This window comes from Amycolatopsis sp. NPDC104775 (assembly GCF_055583325.1).
Genome location: NZ_JBVJOE010000001.1, coordinates 655,840 through 669,165 on the forward strand (window position 1 = coordinate 655,840; position 13,326 = coordinate 669,165).

Genomic DNA, 13,326 nt, shown 5'->3' on the forward strand with positions numbered 1-13,326 from the left:
GGTTCGTCACCCCCGCAGCACCGCGGCGAGCCCTTCCCGCAGGTCCCGGACGAAATACGCGGGCACTTCCAGCGACGGGAAATGCCCGCCCCGTTCCGGTTCCCGCCACCGCACGATCTGCCGGAACCGTTCGCGCGCCCAGGGACGAGGGGTCTTCTCGGTGTCGCGGGGGTACATGGTGATCGCCGCCGGGACGTCGACCCGCAGCTCCGGATCGAGCGAATTGTGGCTCTCGTAGTAAATCCGGGCCGCCGACGCACCGGACCGCGTCAGCCAGTACAACGTGACGTCGTCCAGAACGCGATCGCGGGAAATCGTCTCGAAAGGGCTGTCCTCGGTGTCGGACCATTCCGCGAATTTGTCGACGATCCAGGCCAGCAGCCCCACCGGCGAGTCGACGAGCGAGTAGCCGATGGTCTGCGGCCGGGTCGCCTGCTGCTTCGCGTACGCCGCGCGATGCCGCCAGAAATGGCGGGTCTCTTCGGTCCACTTGCGCTCTTCCGCCGTCAGCCCGTCCGTCGGCAACCCGGGCGGACCCTCCGCGAACAGCGTGTGCACGCCGAGCACCCGCTCCGGGAACCGGCCGCCGAGAACCGTGGTGATATTGCCGCCCCAGTCGCCGCCGTGCGCCAGGAACCGGCGATAGCCGAGCCGGTCCATCAGTTCCACCCAGGCGGCGGCGATCTTTTCCGTCCCCCATCCCGTCGCCGTCGGCTTGTCGCTGTACCCGAAACCCGGCAACGACGGAATCACGAGGTGAAACGCCGGCGCGCTCCGGTCGTCCGGATCCGTCAGGTCGTCCACGATGTCGACGAACTCCGCGACGCTGCCCGGCCAGCCGTGCGTCAAGAGCAGCGGAGTGGCGTCCTCGCGCGGGGACCGGCGGTGCAGGAAGTGGATTCCCAGGCCGTCGATGACCGTCCGGAACTGGCCGATCCGGTCCAGCCGTTCCTCGAACGCGCGCCAGTCGTACTCGGTGCGCCAGTACTGCACGAGATCGACCAGGTCGGCGAGCGGGACGCCCTGATCCCATCGGCGCGGACCGGACACCGTTTCGGCTTCCGGAAGCCTCGCCGCGGCGAGCCGAGCCCGCAGATCGTCGAGGTCAGCCTCCGGCGCACGGGCTTCGAACGGGTGCACTTCGCTGGTCACGGCGGTCATGAGTCCTCCTCAGTCAGTGGAACCGGCTTAGACGGTTCTAGCAGCCGCCCGCGCCCTAGCGCAACCGGCTAAGCTGGTTCCATGCCTGCCGCGTTCCCTGACTTCCGCCTCGGCGCCGTGCTCGCGACCAGCTTCACCGCGACCCTGACCGAGCGGTGCGGCGACGCCGTCGAGCGCATTCCGACCCCTCATCGCCTCGCCGACTGGCTGGCCGTGGTCGGCCTCGCCGTGGACTCCTGCACCCCCGCCCAGCTCGAACTCGCCCGGGAACTACGGGAGTCGATTCACGCCGCCGCGACCGCCGCGGCGCGTCAAGACCCGCTCCCGGCGGCTGCGGTCGAGATCATCAACGCCCGCAGCGCGCAAGGCCGGGCCGCGGCGGTCCTGACTCCCGACGGCAAACGGCGCTGGCAGCTCGGCTCGGCGACCGCCGTGGAAGACGCCCTCGGTGTCATCGCCGCCGACGCGATCAGCATCATCTCGGGCGAACGGGACGGAAAACTGGCCTTGTGCGCCTCGCCGACCTGCCAAGCCGCCTTCTTCGACACGAGCCAGAGCCGCACCCGCAGGTGGTGCGACATGAACACGTGCGGCAACCGGCAGAAGAAGGCGCGCTTCAACGCCAAGAACCGGGAAGCCGCGCGCTGACTGGCGTCCCGGGTGTGGGTGCCGGTTCCGCACCGGATCTCGACCGTCCACTAGGGACTGTTCGAAGTTTCCGGACCGGGTGCCTGGCCCGCCGACGGACACGCGCTGGCCTGTGCCAGCCGCCGCCCAGCCGTCGTCCTGGGATATTCGCGACGGCTCGCGCCCAGGAATTGTCGGTCCCCCGACTTACCATGGCGGGCACATCCGAGGAGGTGTGCACATGCGGGACGCCGTGCTGGAGGCGGCGAGGTTCCTGGCCGCCGGACGCACCCGGCAGCTCACGCTCGAGGACGTGGCCGACCACGTCCGGTACAGCCCGTTCCACCTGGCGCGCGCGTTCGAGCGGGAGATCGGCCTGCCTCCGGGGAAATTCCTTGCCGCACAACGGTTCCAGCTCGCCAAGGAATTACTGCTGGACACCGGCGAGAAAGTGGTCGACATCTGCCACGAGGTCGGGTTCTCCGCGCCGGGCACGTTCACCACGCGGTTCACCGCGGCGGTCGGGGTGAGCCCGCACCGGTTCCGGCAGCTGCCCGAGCTTCTCGCCGAGCACCCGCCGGAACCGGTGCGGGTCGCGGGCCCGGACTGCGCGGGCGGAGCCGTCACCGGACGCGCGCTGCTGAGCCCGGCCGCGGTCGCCGCGCTCGACGGGGCTCCGGCGGTGTACGTCGGGCTGTTCGCCGCGGCCTCGGCGCGCGGCGTCCCGGTCAGCGGCTCGCTGCTCGGGCCGGATCTGGAGTTCACGCTCCTCGACGTGCCGCCGGGCACCTACCGGCTGCTGGCCTGCGCCCTGCCCTCGGCCGCCGATCCGCGCGGGCAGCTCGCGCCCAGCGTGCAGGCGGTCGGCTCGGCCGCCCGGCCGGTGCGGATCCGGGCCGGGCCGGTGCCACTGCGCCAGGACGTCCGGCTGGACGTCGCGCCCGCGTGGTCGCCTCCGGTGCTGGTCGCGCTGCCGCCGCTGGCGTCGTCAGGAGCGCAAGAATGGAGAGGCGGCTCCCGGTTGGCGAAATTAGGTTGAAGCAGGTCACAGCCGTTGTCAGGGAGAAAGCATGCCTGGAGTTCGCGTATTGGTGGGCACGCGCAAGGGCGCGTTCGTCCTCACCTCGGACGAGGGCCGCACGCGCTGGGAGGTCGAGGGGCCGCATTTCGGCGGCTGGGAGGTCTACCACCTCGCCGGCTCGCCCGCGGACCCGGACCGGCTGTACGCGTCGCAGTCCACGTCGTGGTTCGGGCAGCTGATCCAGCGTTCCGACGACGGCGGGAAGACCTGGAACCAGGTCGACCACGACTTCGCCTACGAGGGCGGCACCGGCGACCACCTCTGGTACGACGGCACGCCGAAACCGTGGGAGTTCACCCGGATCTGGCATCTCGAACCGTCGCTGACCGACCCGGACACGGTGTACGCGGGCGCGCAGGACGCTGCGCTGTACCGCAGCACCGACGGCGGGAAAAGCTGGCGGGAGCTGACCGGGCTGCGCAAGCACGCGTCCGGGCCGGACTGGCAGCTGGGCGCGGGCGGGCTGTGCCTGCACACGATCATCCTCGACCCGCGGAACTCGGAGCGGATGTTCGCCGCGATCTCGGCCGCGGGCGCGTTCCGCAGCGACGACAGCGGCGAAACCTGGCAACCGATCAACCGCGGCCTGCACTCCGACAGCATCCCGGACCCGGACGCCGAGGTCGGGCACTGCGTGCACCGGATCGCGCTGCACCCGTCGCGGCCGGACGTGCTGTTCATGCAGAAGCACTGGGACGTGATGCGCTCGGACGACGCGGGCGGCCAGTGGCACGAGATCAGCGGCGACCTGCCGAGCGACTTCGGCTTCCCGATCGCGGTGCACCCGCACGAACCGGACACGGTGTACGTGGTCCCGATCCACAGCGATTCGGAGCACTACCCGCCGGAAGGCAAGCTGCGCGTGTACCGCAGCCGCACCGGCGGCGGCGAATGGGAGCCGCTGACCGCGGGCCTGCCGCAAGAGAACTGCTACGTGAACGTCCTGCGTGACGCGATGGCCGTCGACTCCTGCGACGAAGCGGGCATCTACTTCGGCACCACCGGCGGCCAGGTCTACGCGTCGAACAACGCGGGCGACAGCTGGACCCCGATCGTGCGCGACCTGCCCGCGGTCTGCTCGGTCGAGGTGCAGACCCTCCGATGACGACCGTCGTGCGCGTAAAGCTGCCCACGCACCTGCGCCGCCTGGCGAAGGTCGAGGGGGAGATCCAGCTGCCGGTCGAGGACCCGCCGACGCGGGACGCCCTGCTGGACTCCCTGGAGCGCGCCTACCCGCAGCTGCGCGGCACAGTCCGCGACCCGGCCACCGGCAAGCGCCGGGCATTCGTCCGGTTCTTCGCCTGCGAGGAAGACCTGTCGAACACCGCCCCGGACACCGCACTGCCCGCCCCGGTCCAGTCCGGAACAGAACCTTTCCTGATCATCGGAGCCATGGCGGGCGGCTGACCACGAACCACCGGCCGAGGGGAAGAACCCCGGGCCTCGGTGCGGCCCGAGGGGACGCACCGAGGTTCGGGGCTTGTACGCGGGAGAGCGGGCTTGCGGTGCCGTGCTTCGGTCTTGGATCAATCGGCTGGGCTGACGGCGGGGTGGCTCGCACCCGGGGTGAAGGACGGGCATCGACTGAGCACCGCCGCACGCCTCGCACTGTCCGCCGGGCCGGATTTCGCGACCCTACCCGGACAGCCGTAAGCCGCAACTGCCCGGAGCCACGCGCCCGCGAAAACCGACCCGCTCGCACAGCCGCAGCGCACTCAACGCCCGCCGAACCCGCCGAGCACGAACTCCATCGGCCGGATCAGTCCCGCACCGGCTTCACCGGGTCGTGGCCCAGCGACATCAATCCCTGCCGCCATCCCGCGTCGCCCGCCACGGGTTCCAGGTCGTCGCGGCGCGAGGCGTGCACGCGGTCCACCACGTCGCGCATCACCTCGACGTCGCCCTTGGTCACGTCCGACTTCCGTTTGCCCAGGATCGACAGCACCTTGCGGCCGGTGTCGGGCCCTGCCTGGTCGGGCAGCGGCTCGGTTTCCGGTCCGGCTTCCCGGGTGCGCAGCCAGTCGGCCAGTTCCCGCGAGGTCATGTTCACGACGCGATGGAATTCCGTCCACAGTTCCTCGTCCACGGTCTCGTGCGTGGCCACTTCGATCACCTCCCGGTGTCGTCGTCGCGAAGCCGGTTACCCGGACGGCGGGGTGGCAAACCCGGGCAGTTTCGAGTCCACATAGGACCGGGCGCGCCCGGCGATCCGCGCCAGTGCGGCGCACGCCGGTTCCGGGCGACCCGACCGCACGCCCTCCGCGATCGTCCGGTGGTCCTCCCACGATCGGGCGAGGTCGCCGTGGTCGGTGAGTTCCTCCAGGAGACGGTCGGCCATCAGGCGGCGCAGCGGGAGGCGGATCGCGAGCATGCTCCGCAGCAGGATCCGGTTGTGCGCGGCCTCCGCCAGCGCGACGTGGAACTCGGCGTCGGCTTCCAGGAAGCGGTCCCGGTCGGTCAACGCCGCGGCCATCCGGTCGACCAGGTTCGTCAAGGACGTCAGCTGGGCGGCGGTTCGGCGGCGCGCGGCCAGGGCGATGATGGCCGCTTCGATCGCTTCCCGGGCCTCGACCAGTTCCCGGTACTCGGCGACGTCCGAGGCGCCCAGCTGCCACGGCACGAAACGGTCCGCCTCGGGCTCCAGCACGAAGGTTCCGATTCCCTGGCGCGTCTCGACCCAGCCGCGCGCCTGCAAGGTCCGGACCGCCTCTCGGACGGTCAGCATCGACACCCCGGCGGAGGCCGCGAAGTGCCGCAGTGACGGCAGCGCGGCGCCGGGCGGCCATTCGCCGCCGAGGATTTTCCGGGTCATTTCTTCGACCAGCGAGTCCACCACGCTCACCCGCCGCACCTGCGACAGCTCCGGCGGGCGCTTGCGCGGGCCCCTCCGTCCCGAGGTCATCGGGCCAGCGTACGGATTGACGGCACTGTTTCAAACACCTAAATTCAGGCCGGGATGCCCACCGAAACCGATCTGCTCGCCGACCTTCGCGCGCACGTGCGCGGCGAGGTGCACGCCGAAGTCCGCCGCCGCGCCGAGTACTCCACTGACGCGTCCAACTACCGCGTGGTGCCACGGGTCGTGGTGCTGCCGAGGGAGACCGGCGACGTCCTCGCGACGCTCGAAATCGCCCGTCGCCACGGGGCTCCGTTGACCAGCCGCGGCGGGGGCACGTCGGTCGCGGGCAACGCGATCGGGACGGGGATCGTCCTCGACTTTTCGCGACATCTCAACCGGATCGTCGAGCTCGACCCGAAGGCGCGGACCGCGATCGTCCAGCCGGGTGTCGTTCTCGCCGACCTGCAGCGGGCGGCCGCGCCGCACGGCTTGCGGTTCGGCCCCGACCCGTCCACGCACGCCCGCGTGACGCTCGGCGGCATGATCGGCAACAACGCCTGCGGACCGCACGCGATCGCCTACGGCCGCACCGCGGACAATGTGCGCGAGCTCAGCGTGGTCGACGGCACGGGCCGTCAGTTCACCGCGGGGCGGTCGGACGCGGTGCCGGGCCTCGCCGAGTTGATCGACACCCGGCTCAGCCTGGTGCGCACCGAATTCGGGCGGTTCAGCCGTCAGGTGTCCGGTTACTCGCTGGAACATCTGCTGCCGGAGAACGGCCGGTCGCTCGCCCGTGCGCTGGTCGGCTCCGAAGGCACCCTGGCGGTCACGCTGGAAGCGACCGTCGACCTGGTCGACATCTCCCCCGCGCGGCTGCTGGTCGTGCTCGGATACCCGGACATGGCGACGGCGGGGGACGTCGTGCCGGGATTGCTGCCGCATCGGCCGCTGGCGGTCGAAGGACTTGACGCCCGGCTGGTCGACCTGGTGCGCGACCACCGCGGCGCCGTGCCCGCGCTCCCGGACGGCGGCGGCTGGCTGATGATCGAGGTCGGCGGCGAGACGGAAGCGGAGGCCCGGCACAACGCCGAGCGTCTCGTCGCGGATTCGCAGGCGCTCGATCACGTCGTGCTGGCGCAGGGAGCCGAGGCCGCTGCGATGTGGCGGATCCGTGAGGACGGGGCGGGGCTGGCGGGCCGGACTCCGGCCGGCGAGCAGGCGTGGCCCGGGTGGGAGGACGCCGCGGTCCCGCCGGAACGGCTCGGCGCGTATCTGCGGGATTTCGACGCCCTCCTCGACGAATTCGGTCTCGAAGGACTCCCCTACGGCCACTTCGGCGACGGCTGCGTGCACGTCCGGCTCGGGCTGCCGCTCGAACGCGACGCGTCGGTGTTCCGCGCGTTCATGACCGCCGCTGCCGAGCTGGTCGTCGGTTACGGCGGCTCGTTCTCCGGCGAGCACGGCGACGGCCGGGCGCGCGGCGAACTGCTGCCGCGGATGTACTCGGCCGAAACGATCGAATTGTTCGGTGCGGTCAAAAACCTCTTCGATCCCGGCGACTTGCTCAACCCGGGGGTGGTCGTCCGGCCGCAGCCGCTCGACGCGGATCTTCGCCGCCCGCAAGCACATCCGCTCCCGGTGGTCGCGGGCGGGTTCTCCTTCGCGCACGACGGCGGCGACTTCACCCGTGCCGTCCACCGCTGTGTCGGGGTCGGCAAATGCCGCGCCGACAACCGGGCGTCGGGCGGTTTCATGTGCCCGTCCTACCTCGCCACCCGCGACGAAAAGGACAGCACCCGCGGCCGCGCCCGGGTGCTGCAGGAGGTCGCGAACGGTTCGCTCGTCTCCGGCTGGTCGGACGCCGCGGTGCACGAATCGCTCGATCTTTGCCTGTCGTGCAAGGCCTGTGCCAGCGACTGCCCGGCCGGAGTGGACCTGGCGCAATACAAATCCGAGGCCCTGCACCGGAAATATCGCCGCCGGCTCCGTCCCGTCTCGCATTACACGCTGGGCCGTCTGCCGGACTGGATCCGTCTGCTGCACCGGTTCCCTGTGCTCGGCCCGCTCGTCGTCAACGCGCTGATGTCGTTCCGCCCGATCGAAAAGGCACTGTTGGCACTGTCCGGAGTGGACACTCGACGGCGGGCTCCGAAATTCGCCCGCCGCTCGTTCACTCGCTCCCGGCGCAGGACCCGCGAGCAGGGGCCGGAAGTGGTGCTGTGGGCGGATTCCTTTTCCGACGGCATGGACACCGAGGTCGCCGAGGCTGTCGCGACGGTGCTCACCGGTGCCGGGTACCGCGTGATCGTCCCGCCGCACCGGCCGTGCTGCGGCCTCACCTGGATCACCACCGGCCAGCTCGACACCGCTCGTCGCAAGCTTCGCGATCTCGTGCACACGCTGCGCCCCTACGCACAGGCCGGGCTCCCGATCGTCGGTGTCGAACCGTCGTGCACCGCTGTCCTGCGCTCCGATTTGCTGGACCTGTTCCCCGACGATCCGGACGCCAAAGAGGTCTTGGCCGCGGTCACGACGCTCGCCGAACTCCTCGCCAAAACCGAAGGCTGGCAAGCACCCGACTTGTCCGGCGTCACGGTGGTCGCGCAGCCGCATTGCCACCACCATTCGGTGCTCGGCTTCGAAGCCGACCGAGCACTGCTCGCGGCGACCGGCGCGGAACTGCACACTCTCGCCGGATGCTGCGGCCTGGCCGGAAACTTCGGCATGGAACGCGGCCACTACGACGTTTCCGTCGCGGTAGCGGAGAACGCACTGCTTCCCGCCCTGCGCGAAAACCCGGACGCCGTCTTCCTCGCCGACGGTTTCTCCTGCCGCACCCAGGCCGATCAGCTGGCCGGAGTGCGCGGGGTCCACTTGGCACAGTTGCTGAACCGACGCTGACCGGGTCAGCGGTCCCAGAAGCCTTGTTTCTCCAGCAAGGCGACCGCGCGCTCGCCGCCGTCCGAGAAGTGTTTCTCCACAATGGACCGTGTGCGCGAAGCGGACCGTGCGCTGAGCGCGTTCAGGATCTTCCGGTGGTCTTCGTGCGCCTTTCCCGGCCAGTCCTCGTGCGCCTCGTAGAACCCGTGCGACACCGTTTTCGCCAGAATTCCCAGGATCGAGACCAGCCTTCGCGAGTCGGCGGCATAGTTGATCCTGCGGTGGAACTCGAGGTTCAGCCGTTCCTGTTCGGCACGGTCCACTCCGGACTCCATCTGGTCCGCGAGATCCTGGAGCGCCCGCAGGCTTTCCGGTGACAGCTTCTTCGCCGCGCGCTCCGCGGCCAGCCCGGAGACGAGGCCGAAAACGCGGTAGTGGTCGCGAATGTCGTCGCGCGTCATCTGCGCGACGAAAGCGCCGCGCCGGGCGATGTGTTCCACGACGCCCTCGTGGTCGAGGGTGATCAACGCTTCCCGGATCGGCAGCTTGCTGATGCCGAGCTCGTCGGCCAGCGCCTCTTGGTCGATCTTCTGCCCGGCGCGCAGCTGCCCGGAAAAGACCCGTTTCCGGATCTCGTGCGCGGCCAGCGCTTTCAGGTTCGCCGGACCGCTGCGGCGCGGTCCCGCACCCGTGGTTTCGGGCATCGCCTCAGCCTCCCCCTGGCCAACGTCTTCCAGATAAAGTATTACATAAGCTCTTCTGCTCCAGACCGGGCTCACCTCGTCGTTCGAGCGGGCCAACGCGGCGATTCCTGATAAGGTTTCCAGCCGACCGCCTCGCCCGCGACAGGATCTGAGGAACCCATGTCCGAACCGGAAGCCTGGGAACCGTACGCCGTCACCAGCGAAGAGGTCATCGAACCCGGCCCGGTCGCCGCACTGGCCGCGCTGTTCGACAACGGGCTTCCCGCGCCGCGGGAAGGCGACGAGCTGCCCCCGCTGTGGCATTGGGTCGCACTGCCGCGCTGGCCGGTGTCGTCGCGGCTCGGGCTCGACGGGCATCCGGTGCGCGGCGGCTTCCTGCCTCCGGTGGACCTGCCGCGCCGGATGCTCGCCGGCGGCGAGGTTGTCGTGCACCGCGCGCCGAAGGTCGGCGAGACCGTGCGTCGGCGCTCCATTGTGGACTCCGTCACCGAGAAGTCCGGCCGGTCCGGGAAACTGGTGCTCGTCCAGGTGCGCACGGAACTGTCCGGAATGGACGGAACGCCGTACGTCGGGGAACGCCAGGACATGCTCCACCGCGAGGCCGGGCCGTCCGCCGCGCCCGCGGTCCCGGAAACCGCCGCCGCGCTGGAGCCGGTGGGCTCGCCGTTCCGCCGGACCGACGGGCAGACATGGGAGTTCGCCACCGATCCGACTCTGCTGATGCGGTTCTCCGCGGCGACCGCGAACGCGCACCGCATCCACTACGACTGGCCGTACGCGACGCGTGTCGAGGGCTATCCCGGCCTGGTCGTGCACGGGCCGTTGATGTCGCTGGCGCTGGCCGAGGTGCTGCGGCTCGACTCTCCCGCGTCGCGCGTGCGCCGGATCAGCCACCGCAACCAGGCTCCGCTGTTCTGCGGGCAACCCGCGCAGCTGCGGGCCAGCTCCGGCGCCCGTTCGATGGAGCTCGATCTGCTCGGCCCGTCCGGCCCGAGCACCAGCCTCGCCGTCGAACTTGCCGAGGACGGCGGGTGACCCCGGCTCTGGCGGCAGCGCCGGAACCGATGGCATGGTGGCTCGGGGATCCCGGACGACGGAGGGAAGCTGGATGAGCCGCTACGCGCAGTTCGAGAACCTGCGGGTCGACGGACCGGACGAGGACGGCGTCGCCGAACTCGTCCTGGACGCGCCGCACCTCAACGCGGTGAGCGAAGCCGCGCACGGCGAACTCGCCGACATCTGGCGCGAATTCGACCGCGACCCCTCGGTGAAAGCCGTCCTGCTGCGCGGCGAAGGCAAAGGATTCTCCGCGGGCGGCTCCTTCGACCTGGTGGAGAAGCTGGCGAACGACTTCGAGGCCCGCTCCCGCACCATGCGCGAGGCTCGCGACCTGGTCTACAACATCATCGACTGCTCGAAGCCGATCGTCTCCGCGATCCACGGCCCCGCCGTCGGGGCGGGCCTGGTCGCCGGGCTGCTGTCGGACATCTCCGTGGCCGCCGCGAACGCGAAGATCATCGACGGGCACACCCGGCTCGGCGTCGCGGCAGGCGACCACGCGGCGGTGTGCTGGCCGTTGCTGTGCGGGATGGCCAAGGCCAAGTACTACCTGATGACCTGCCGTCCGATGAGCGGAGCCGAGGCCGAACGGATCGGGCTCGTTTCGCTGTGCGTCGAGGAAGAGGCCGGCCTGCTGCCCACCGCGCGGGAGATCGCGCACGAGCTGGCCACCGGCGCGCCGAACGCGATCCGCTGGACCAAGCAAAGCCTCAACCTCTGGTACCGCCAGCTCGCGGGCGCGATCTTCGACTCCTCGCTGGCACTGGAGTTCTACGGTTTCGCCGGTCCCGAGGTCCGCGAAGGCCTCGCCTCGCACCGCGAACGCCGCAAGCCCGACTTCACGAAGGTGCACGAACAGGACGGCTGACCCGGCCCGCGACGGGGTTCGCTGCTCTAGGATCGGCAGTCGAGGACATGGGGATCGGCGGGTGCGGATGACCTGGTGGAGAGCGGGGACCTGGCAGAAAGCGGACGATACCGTCCGTTCCGGGCCCGAGCAAGAAGAGCTGCGGGCAAGCCTGGACGAGGCCAAAGCCGGAAGCCGGGCAGCGGTGCGAGTTTTGGTCAGGCGCCTTACGCCGGTCGCCTGGCACGTGGCCCGGGCGCGGGGCTTGAGCCCGCGAGAAGCCGAAGACGTTCTGCAGACGGTATGGCTCGGCCTGTTCGCGCGCATCGACCGGTTCCCCAATCCGCGGGCACTCGTCGCCTGGCTGATCGTCGCCACTCGCCGCGAGTCGGCCCGCCGGCGGGGAGGGCGGCCAACGCCGCTCGAGCGCGATCTGGCCGGGGCCGGGGAAAAAGCCCTCCGCGAGGACCGGGACCGCCGGATCTGGCGTGCCTTCCTCCAGCTGCCCGACCGCTGCCAGATGTCGTTGCGGCTGACTGCGCTCGCCGGTCGCGCCGACTACCAGTTGGTCGCCGAGGCCATGCGGCTGCCGGGGGCCAGCATTGGGCCGACCTGGGGCCGCTGCCTCACCATGCTGCGCGAGCGCCTCGCCGACGACGCCGGGCAAGGAGATCCCGAAGAGCTGCCCGGCCAGTTGGACGGATTGCTGGACAAGGCCGACCCGGCGCCGGAGGACCTGCCTTCGCGGATGGCGGCCGCCGTGACCACCGATGCGGTGCCGGACGGCTACTGCTTCGTGTACGTCTCCGGGGACGATCACGCGGCGGCGGAACGGCTCGCCGCGGCCATCACGGAGGTCTTCGCCCAGGAGGGCATCGAAGCCGTCCCGGACGGGCCGCCGGTGATTTCGTCCTGGGCGCAACGGTTCACGCTCCGGATGAAGCGCGGGCTGACCCGCTCGGAGGTCAAACAACGCCTGCAAAAGGTCGAGCACGCGATCGAAGTCGTCGCCGTGCAGAAACCGATGAGCGAGGTGAACGCCCAGCACGCTGACGCGGCGAACAAACTGCTGTCCGCCGCCGCGGCCTGTGACAATTTCGTCGCCCTCGTGGGTTCCCTATTGCTGGTGAAGCACACCGACGAGGGCGGCCGGGTCACGGCGTTCACTCAGACGCTTTCCGTCGCGCAAGTCCGTGCGCTGGAACAGAATCAGCACTTGCTCAAGTCGCCGGTCGAATTGCTGGCGCACCTGGAAGAATTGTCCTGCGCTGCCGAAGCAGCGGAGGTTTCTACTGTGGACCGTGCGTCAGCGGCAGATTGAACGAATACCGCGAAGCCCGGTAAACGTGCCAGCCGTATTCGACCACCCGGCCCGTTTCGTCATACGTAGTGCGCTGCATGGTCAGCAAGGCCGCACCGGGCGGTTCTTCCAGCTGTGCCGCGTCTTCCTCGGTCGCCAGCCGCGCGCCGATGCTCTGCTGCGCCGAATGCAGCCGGATGCCCGCCTGCCGGAGCAGCTGGTAGAGCCCTTGGGACCGCAATTCGTCGTCGGTGACGTCGAGAATGCCGTCCGGAAGGCAGTTGTTCAAGACCGCCAGCGGTTCGCCGCCGGTGCGGCGGATCCGTTTGAGCCGCCGGACCCGCGTCAGCTCGGGTGCTTCCAGCACCGCGGCGGTCTCGGCGCCGGCCGGTTCCACGCGGTTGACCAGCACCTCTGACGACGGCTTCTCGCCCAGCGCGGCGAGGTCGTCGAAAAGACTGCTCAGCCGCAGCGGCCGGGCGACTTTCGTGCGCACCACCTGGGTTCCGACGCCGCGCTTGCGCACCAGCAAACCCTGGTTGACGAGCGACTGGATGGCCTGGCGGACCGTCGGGCGAGACAGCCGCAGCCCCGCCGCGAGGTCCAGTTCGTTGGCCAGCCGGGAGCCCGCGGGGAGCCGGCCGTCGTCGATCGCGGCCCGCAGCTGGCGCGCGACCTGGAAGTACAGCGGTTCGGGGCTCGCCGGGTCCACCGCGATCCCGCGGACGGGGTCCCAGGCCGGACTGGTGGTCATCGCCGCAGCCTACCTCGCTTATGTCCGTATGTCTTGACAAAGTCCCCGGGTGCGGGGCACGGTCGGGGCACAGC

Annotated in this window: 13 protein-coding genes; 8 read left to right on the forward strand and 5 right to left on the reverse strand. The window is 70.2% G+C overall.

The features are described from left to right. Positions 1 to 6: 6 nt before the first annotated feature. On the reverse strand, positions 7 to 1,161 hold the full coding sequence (locus ACZ63D_RS02705) for an epoxide hydrolase family protein (protein ID WP_465352554.1): 1,155 nt from the start codon (positions 1,159 to 1,161) through the stop codon (positions 7 to 9). A gap of 81 nt (positions 1,162 to 1,242) precedes the next feature. Here ACZ63D_RS02705 and ACZ63D_RS02710 point away from each other — a divergent pair, with 81 nt between their 5' ends. The 4 genes from ACZ63D_RS02710 (at position 1,243) to ACZ63D_RS02725 (ending at position 4,276) form a co-directional block, all read left to right on the forward strand. Continuing rightward, positions 1,243 to 1,809, forward strand: coding sequence for a CGNR zinc finger domain-containing protein (locus tag ACZ63D_RS02710; protein ID WP_465352555.1), 567 nt, complete (start codon positions 1,243 to 1,245; stop codon positions 1,807 to 1,809). 220 nt (positions 1,810 to 2,029) lie between these two features. Further along, entirely contained in the window at positions 2,030 to 2,827 is a 798-nt protein-coding gene (locus ACZ63D_RS02715; RefSeq protein ID WP_465352556.1) for a helix-turn-helix domain-containing protein, read from the forward strand. A gap of 31 nt (positions 2,828 to 2,858) precedes the next feature. After that, on the forward strand, positions 2,859 to 3,974 hold the full coding sequence (locus tag ACZ63D_RS02720; protein WP_465352557.1) for a WD40/YVTN/BNR-like repeat-containing protein: 1,116 nt from the start codon (positions 2,859 to 2,861) through the stop codon (positions 3,972 to 3,974). After that, entirely contained in the window at positions 3,971 to 4,276 is a 306-nt protein-coding gene (locus tag ACZ63D_RS02725; protein ID WP_465352558.1) for a MoaD/ThiS family protein, read from the forward strand. The genes ACZ63D_RS02720 and ACZ63D_RS02725 overlap by 4 nt, the downstream gene beginning before the upstream one ends. Before the next feature lie 352 nt (positions 4,277 to 4,628). Here the strand turns inward: ACZ63D_RS02725 and ACZ63D_RS02730 are convergent, their stop codons facing one another. After that, positions 4,629 to 4,973 carry a DUF3140 domain-containing protein gene (locus tag ACZ63D_RS02730; protein ID WP_465352559.1) on the reverse strand — a complete coding sequence of 115 codons (345 nt, stop codon included), beginning with the start codon at positions 4,971 to 4,973 and terminating at the stop codon, positions 4,629 to 4,631. 36 nt (positions 4,974 to 5,009) lie between these two features. Next, a complete protein-coding gene (locus ACZ63D_RS02735) occupies positions 5,010 to 5,771 on the reverse strand; it encodes a FadR/GntR family transcriptional regulator (protein WP_465352560.1) in 762 nt (253 codons plus the stop codon). Positions 5,772 to 5,825: 54 nt separating this feature from the next. Here ACZ63D_RS02735 and ACZ63D_RS02740 point away from each other — a divergent pair, with 54 nt between their 5' ends. Further along, on the forward strand, positions 5,826 to 8,609 hold the full coding sequence (locus tag ACZ63D_RS02740; protein WP_465352561.1) for an FAD-binding and (Fe-S)-binding domain-containing protein: 2,784 nt from the start codon (positions 5,826 to 5,828) through the stop codon (positions 8,607 to 8,609). 5 nt (positions 8,610 to 8,614) lie between these two features. On the opposite strand, the gene ACZ63D_RS02745 is transcribed toward ACZ63D_RS02740, so the two are convergent. After that, positions 8,615 to 9,292, reverse strand: coding sequence for a GntR family transcriptional regulator (locus tag ACZ63D_RS02745; RefSeq protein WP_465352562.1), 678 nt, complete (start codon positions 9,290 to 9,292; stop codon positions 8,615 to 8,617). 159 nt (positions 9,293 to 9,451) lie between these two features. Between ACZ63D_RS02745 and ACZ63D_RS02750 the strand changes: the two genes are divergently transcribed. The 3 genes from ACZ63D_RS02750 (at position 9,452) to ACZ63D_RS02760 (ending at position 12,519) form a co-directional block, all read left to right on the forward strand. Further along, a complete protein-coding gene (locus ACZ63D_RS02750; RefSeq protein ID WP_465352563.1) occupies positions 9,452 to 10,327 on the forward strand; it encodes an HTD2 family dehydratase in 876 nt (291 codons plus the stop codon). Between the two features lie 73 nt (positions 10,328 to 10,400). Next, a complete protein-coding gene (locus tag ACZ63D_RS02755; protein WP_465352564.1) occupies positions 10,401 to 11,219 on the forward strand; it encodes an enoyl-CoA hydratase/isomerase family protein in 819 nt (272 codons plus the stop codon). Between the two features lie 67 nt (positions 11,220 to 11,286). After that, the gene (locus ACZ63D_RS02760; protein ID WP_465352565.1) at positions 11,287 to 12,519 is read left to right on the forward strand and encodes an RNA polymerase sigma factor; all 1,233 of its coding nucleotides are present in this window, start codon (positions 11,287 to 11,289) and stop codon (positions 12,517 to 12,519) included. Here ACZ63D_RS02760 and ACZ63D_RS02765 read toward each other — a convergent pair. Further along, entirely contained in the window at positions 12,488 to 13,252 is a 765-nt protein-coding gene (locus ACZ63D_RS02765; RefSeq protein ID WP_465352566.1) for a GntR family transcriptional regulator, read from the reverse strand. The two genes, ACZ63D_RS02760 and ACZ63D_RS02765, sit on opposite strands and share 32 nt — an antisense overlap. Positions 13,253 to 13,326 lie beyond the last annotated feature (74 nt).

Coding starts and splice junctions, on each gene's coding strand:
- ACZ63D_RS02705 (WP_465352554.1), bottom strand. CDS start 1,161: ATGACCGCCGTGACCAGCGAAGTGCACCCGTTCGAAGCCCGTGCGCCG.
- ACZ63D_RS02710 (WP_465352555.1), top strand. CDS start 1,243: ATGCCTGCCGCGTTCCCTGACTTCCGCCTCGGCGCCGTGCTCGCGACC.
- ACZ63D_RS02715 (WP_465352556.1), top strand. CDS start 2,030: ATGCGGGACGCCGTGCTGGAGGCGGCGAGGTTCCTGGCCGCCGGACGC.
- ACZ63D_RS02720 (WP_465352557.1), top strand. CDS start 2,859: ATGCCTGGAGTTCGCGTATTGGTGGGCACGCGCAAGGGCGCGTTCGTC.
- ACZ63D_RS02725 (WP_465352558.1), top strand. CDS start 3,971: ATGACGACCGTCGTGCGCGTAAAGCTGCCCACGCACCTGCGCCGCCTG.
- ACZ63D_RS02735 (WP_465352560.1), bottom strand. CDS start 5,771: ATGACCTCGGGACGGAGGGGCCCGCGCAAGCGCCCGCCGGAGCTGTCG.
- ACZ63D_RS02740 (WP_465352561.1), top strand. CDS start 5,826: ATGCCCACCGAAACCGATCTGCTCGCCGACCTTCGCGCGCACGTGCGC.
- ACZ63D_RS02745 (WP_465352562.1), bottom strand. CDS start 9,292: ATGCCCGAAACCACGGGTGCGGGACCGCGCCGCAGCGGTCCGGCGAAC.
- ACZ63D_RS02750 (WP_465352563.1), top strand. CDS start 9,452: ATGTCCGAACCGGAAGCCTGGGAACCGTACGCCGTCACCAGCGAAGAG.
- ACZ63D_RS02755 (WP_465352564.1), top strand. CDS start 10,401: ATGAGCCGCTACGCGCAGTTCGAGAACCTGCGGGTCGACGGACCGGAC.
- ACZ63D_RS02760 (WP_465352565.1), top strand. CDS start 11,287: ATGACCTGGTGGAGAGCGGGGACCTGGCAGAAAGCGGACGATACCGTC.
- ACZ63D_RS02765 (WP_465352566.1), bottom strand. CDS start 13,252: ATGACCACCAGTCCGGCCTGGGACCCCGTCCGCGGGATCGCGGTGGAC.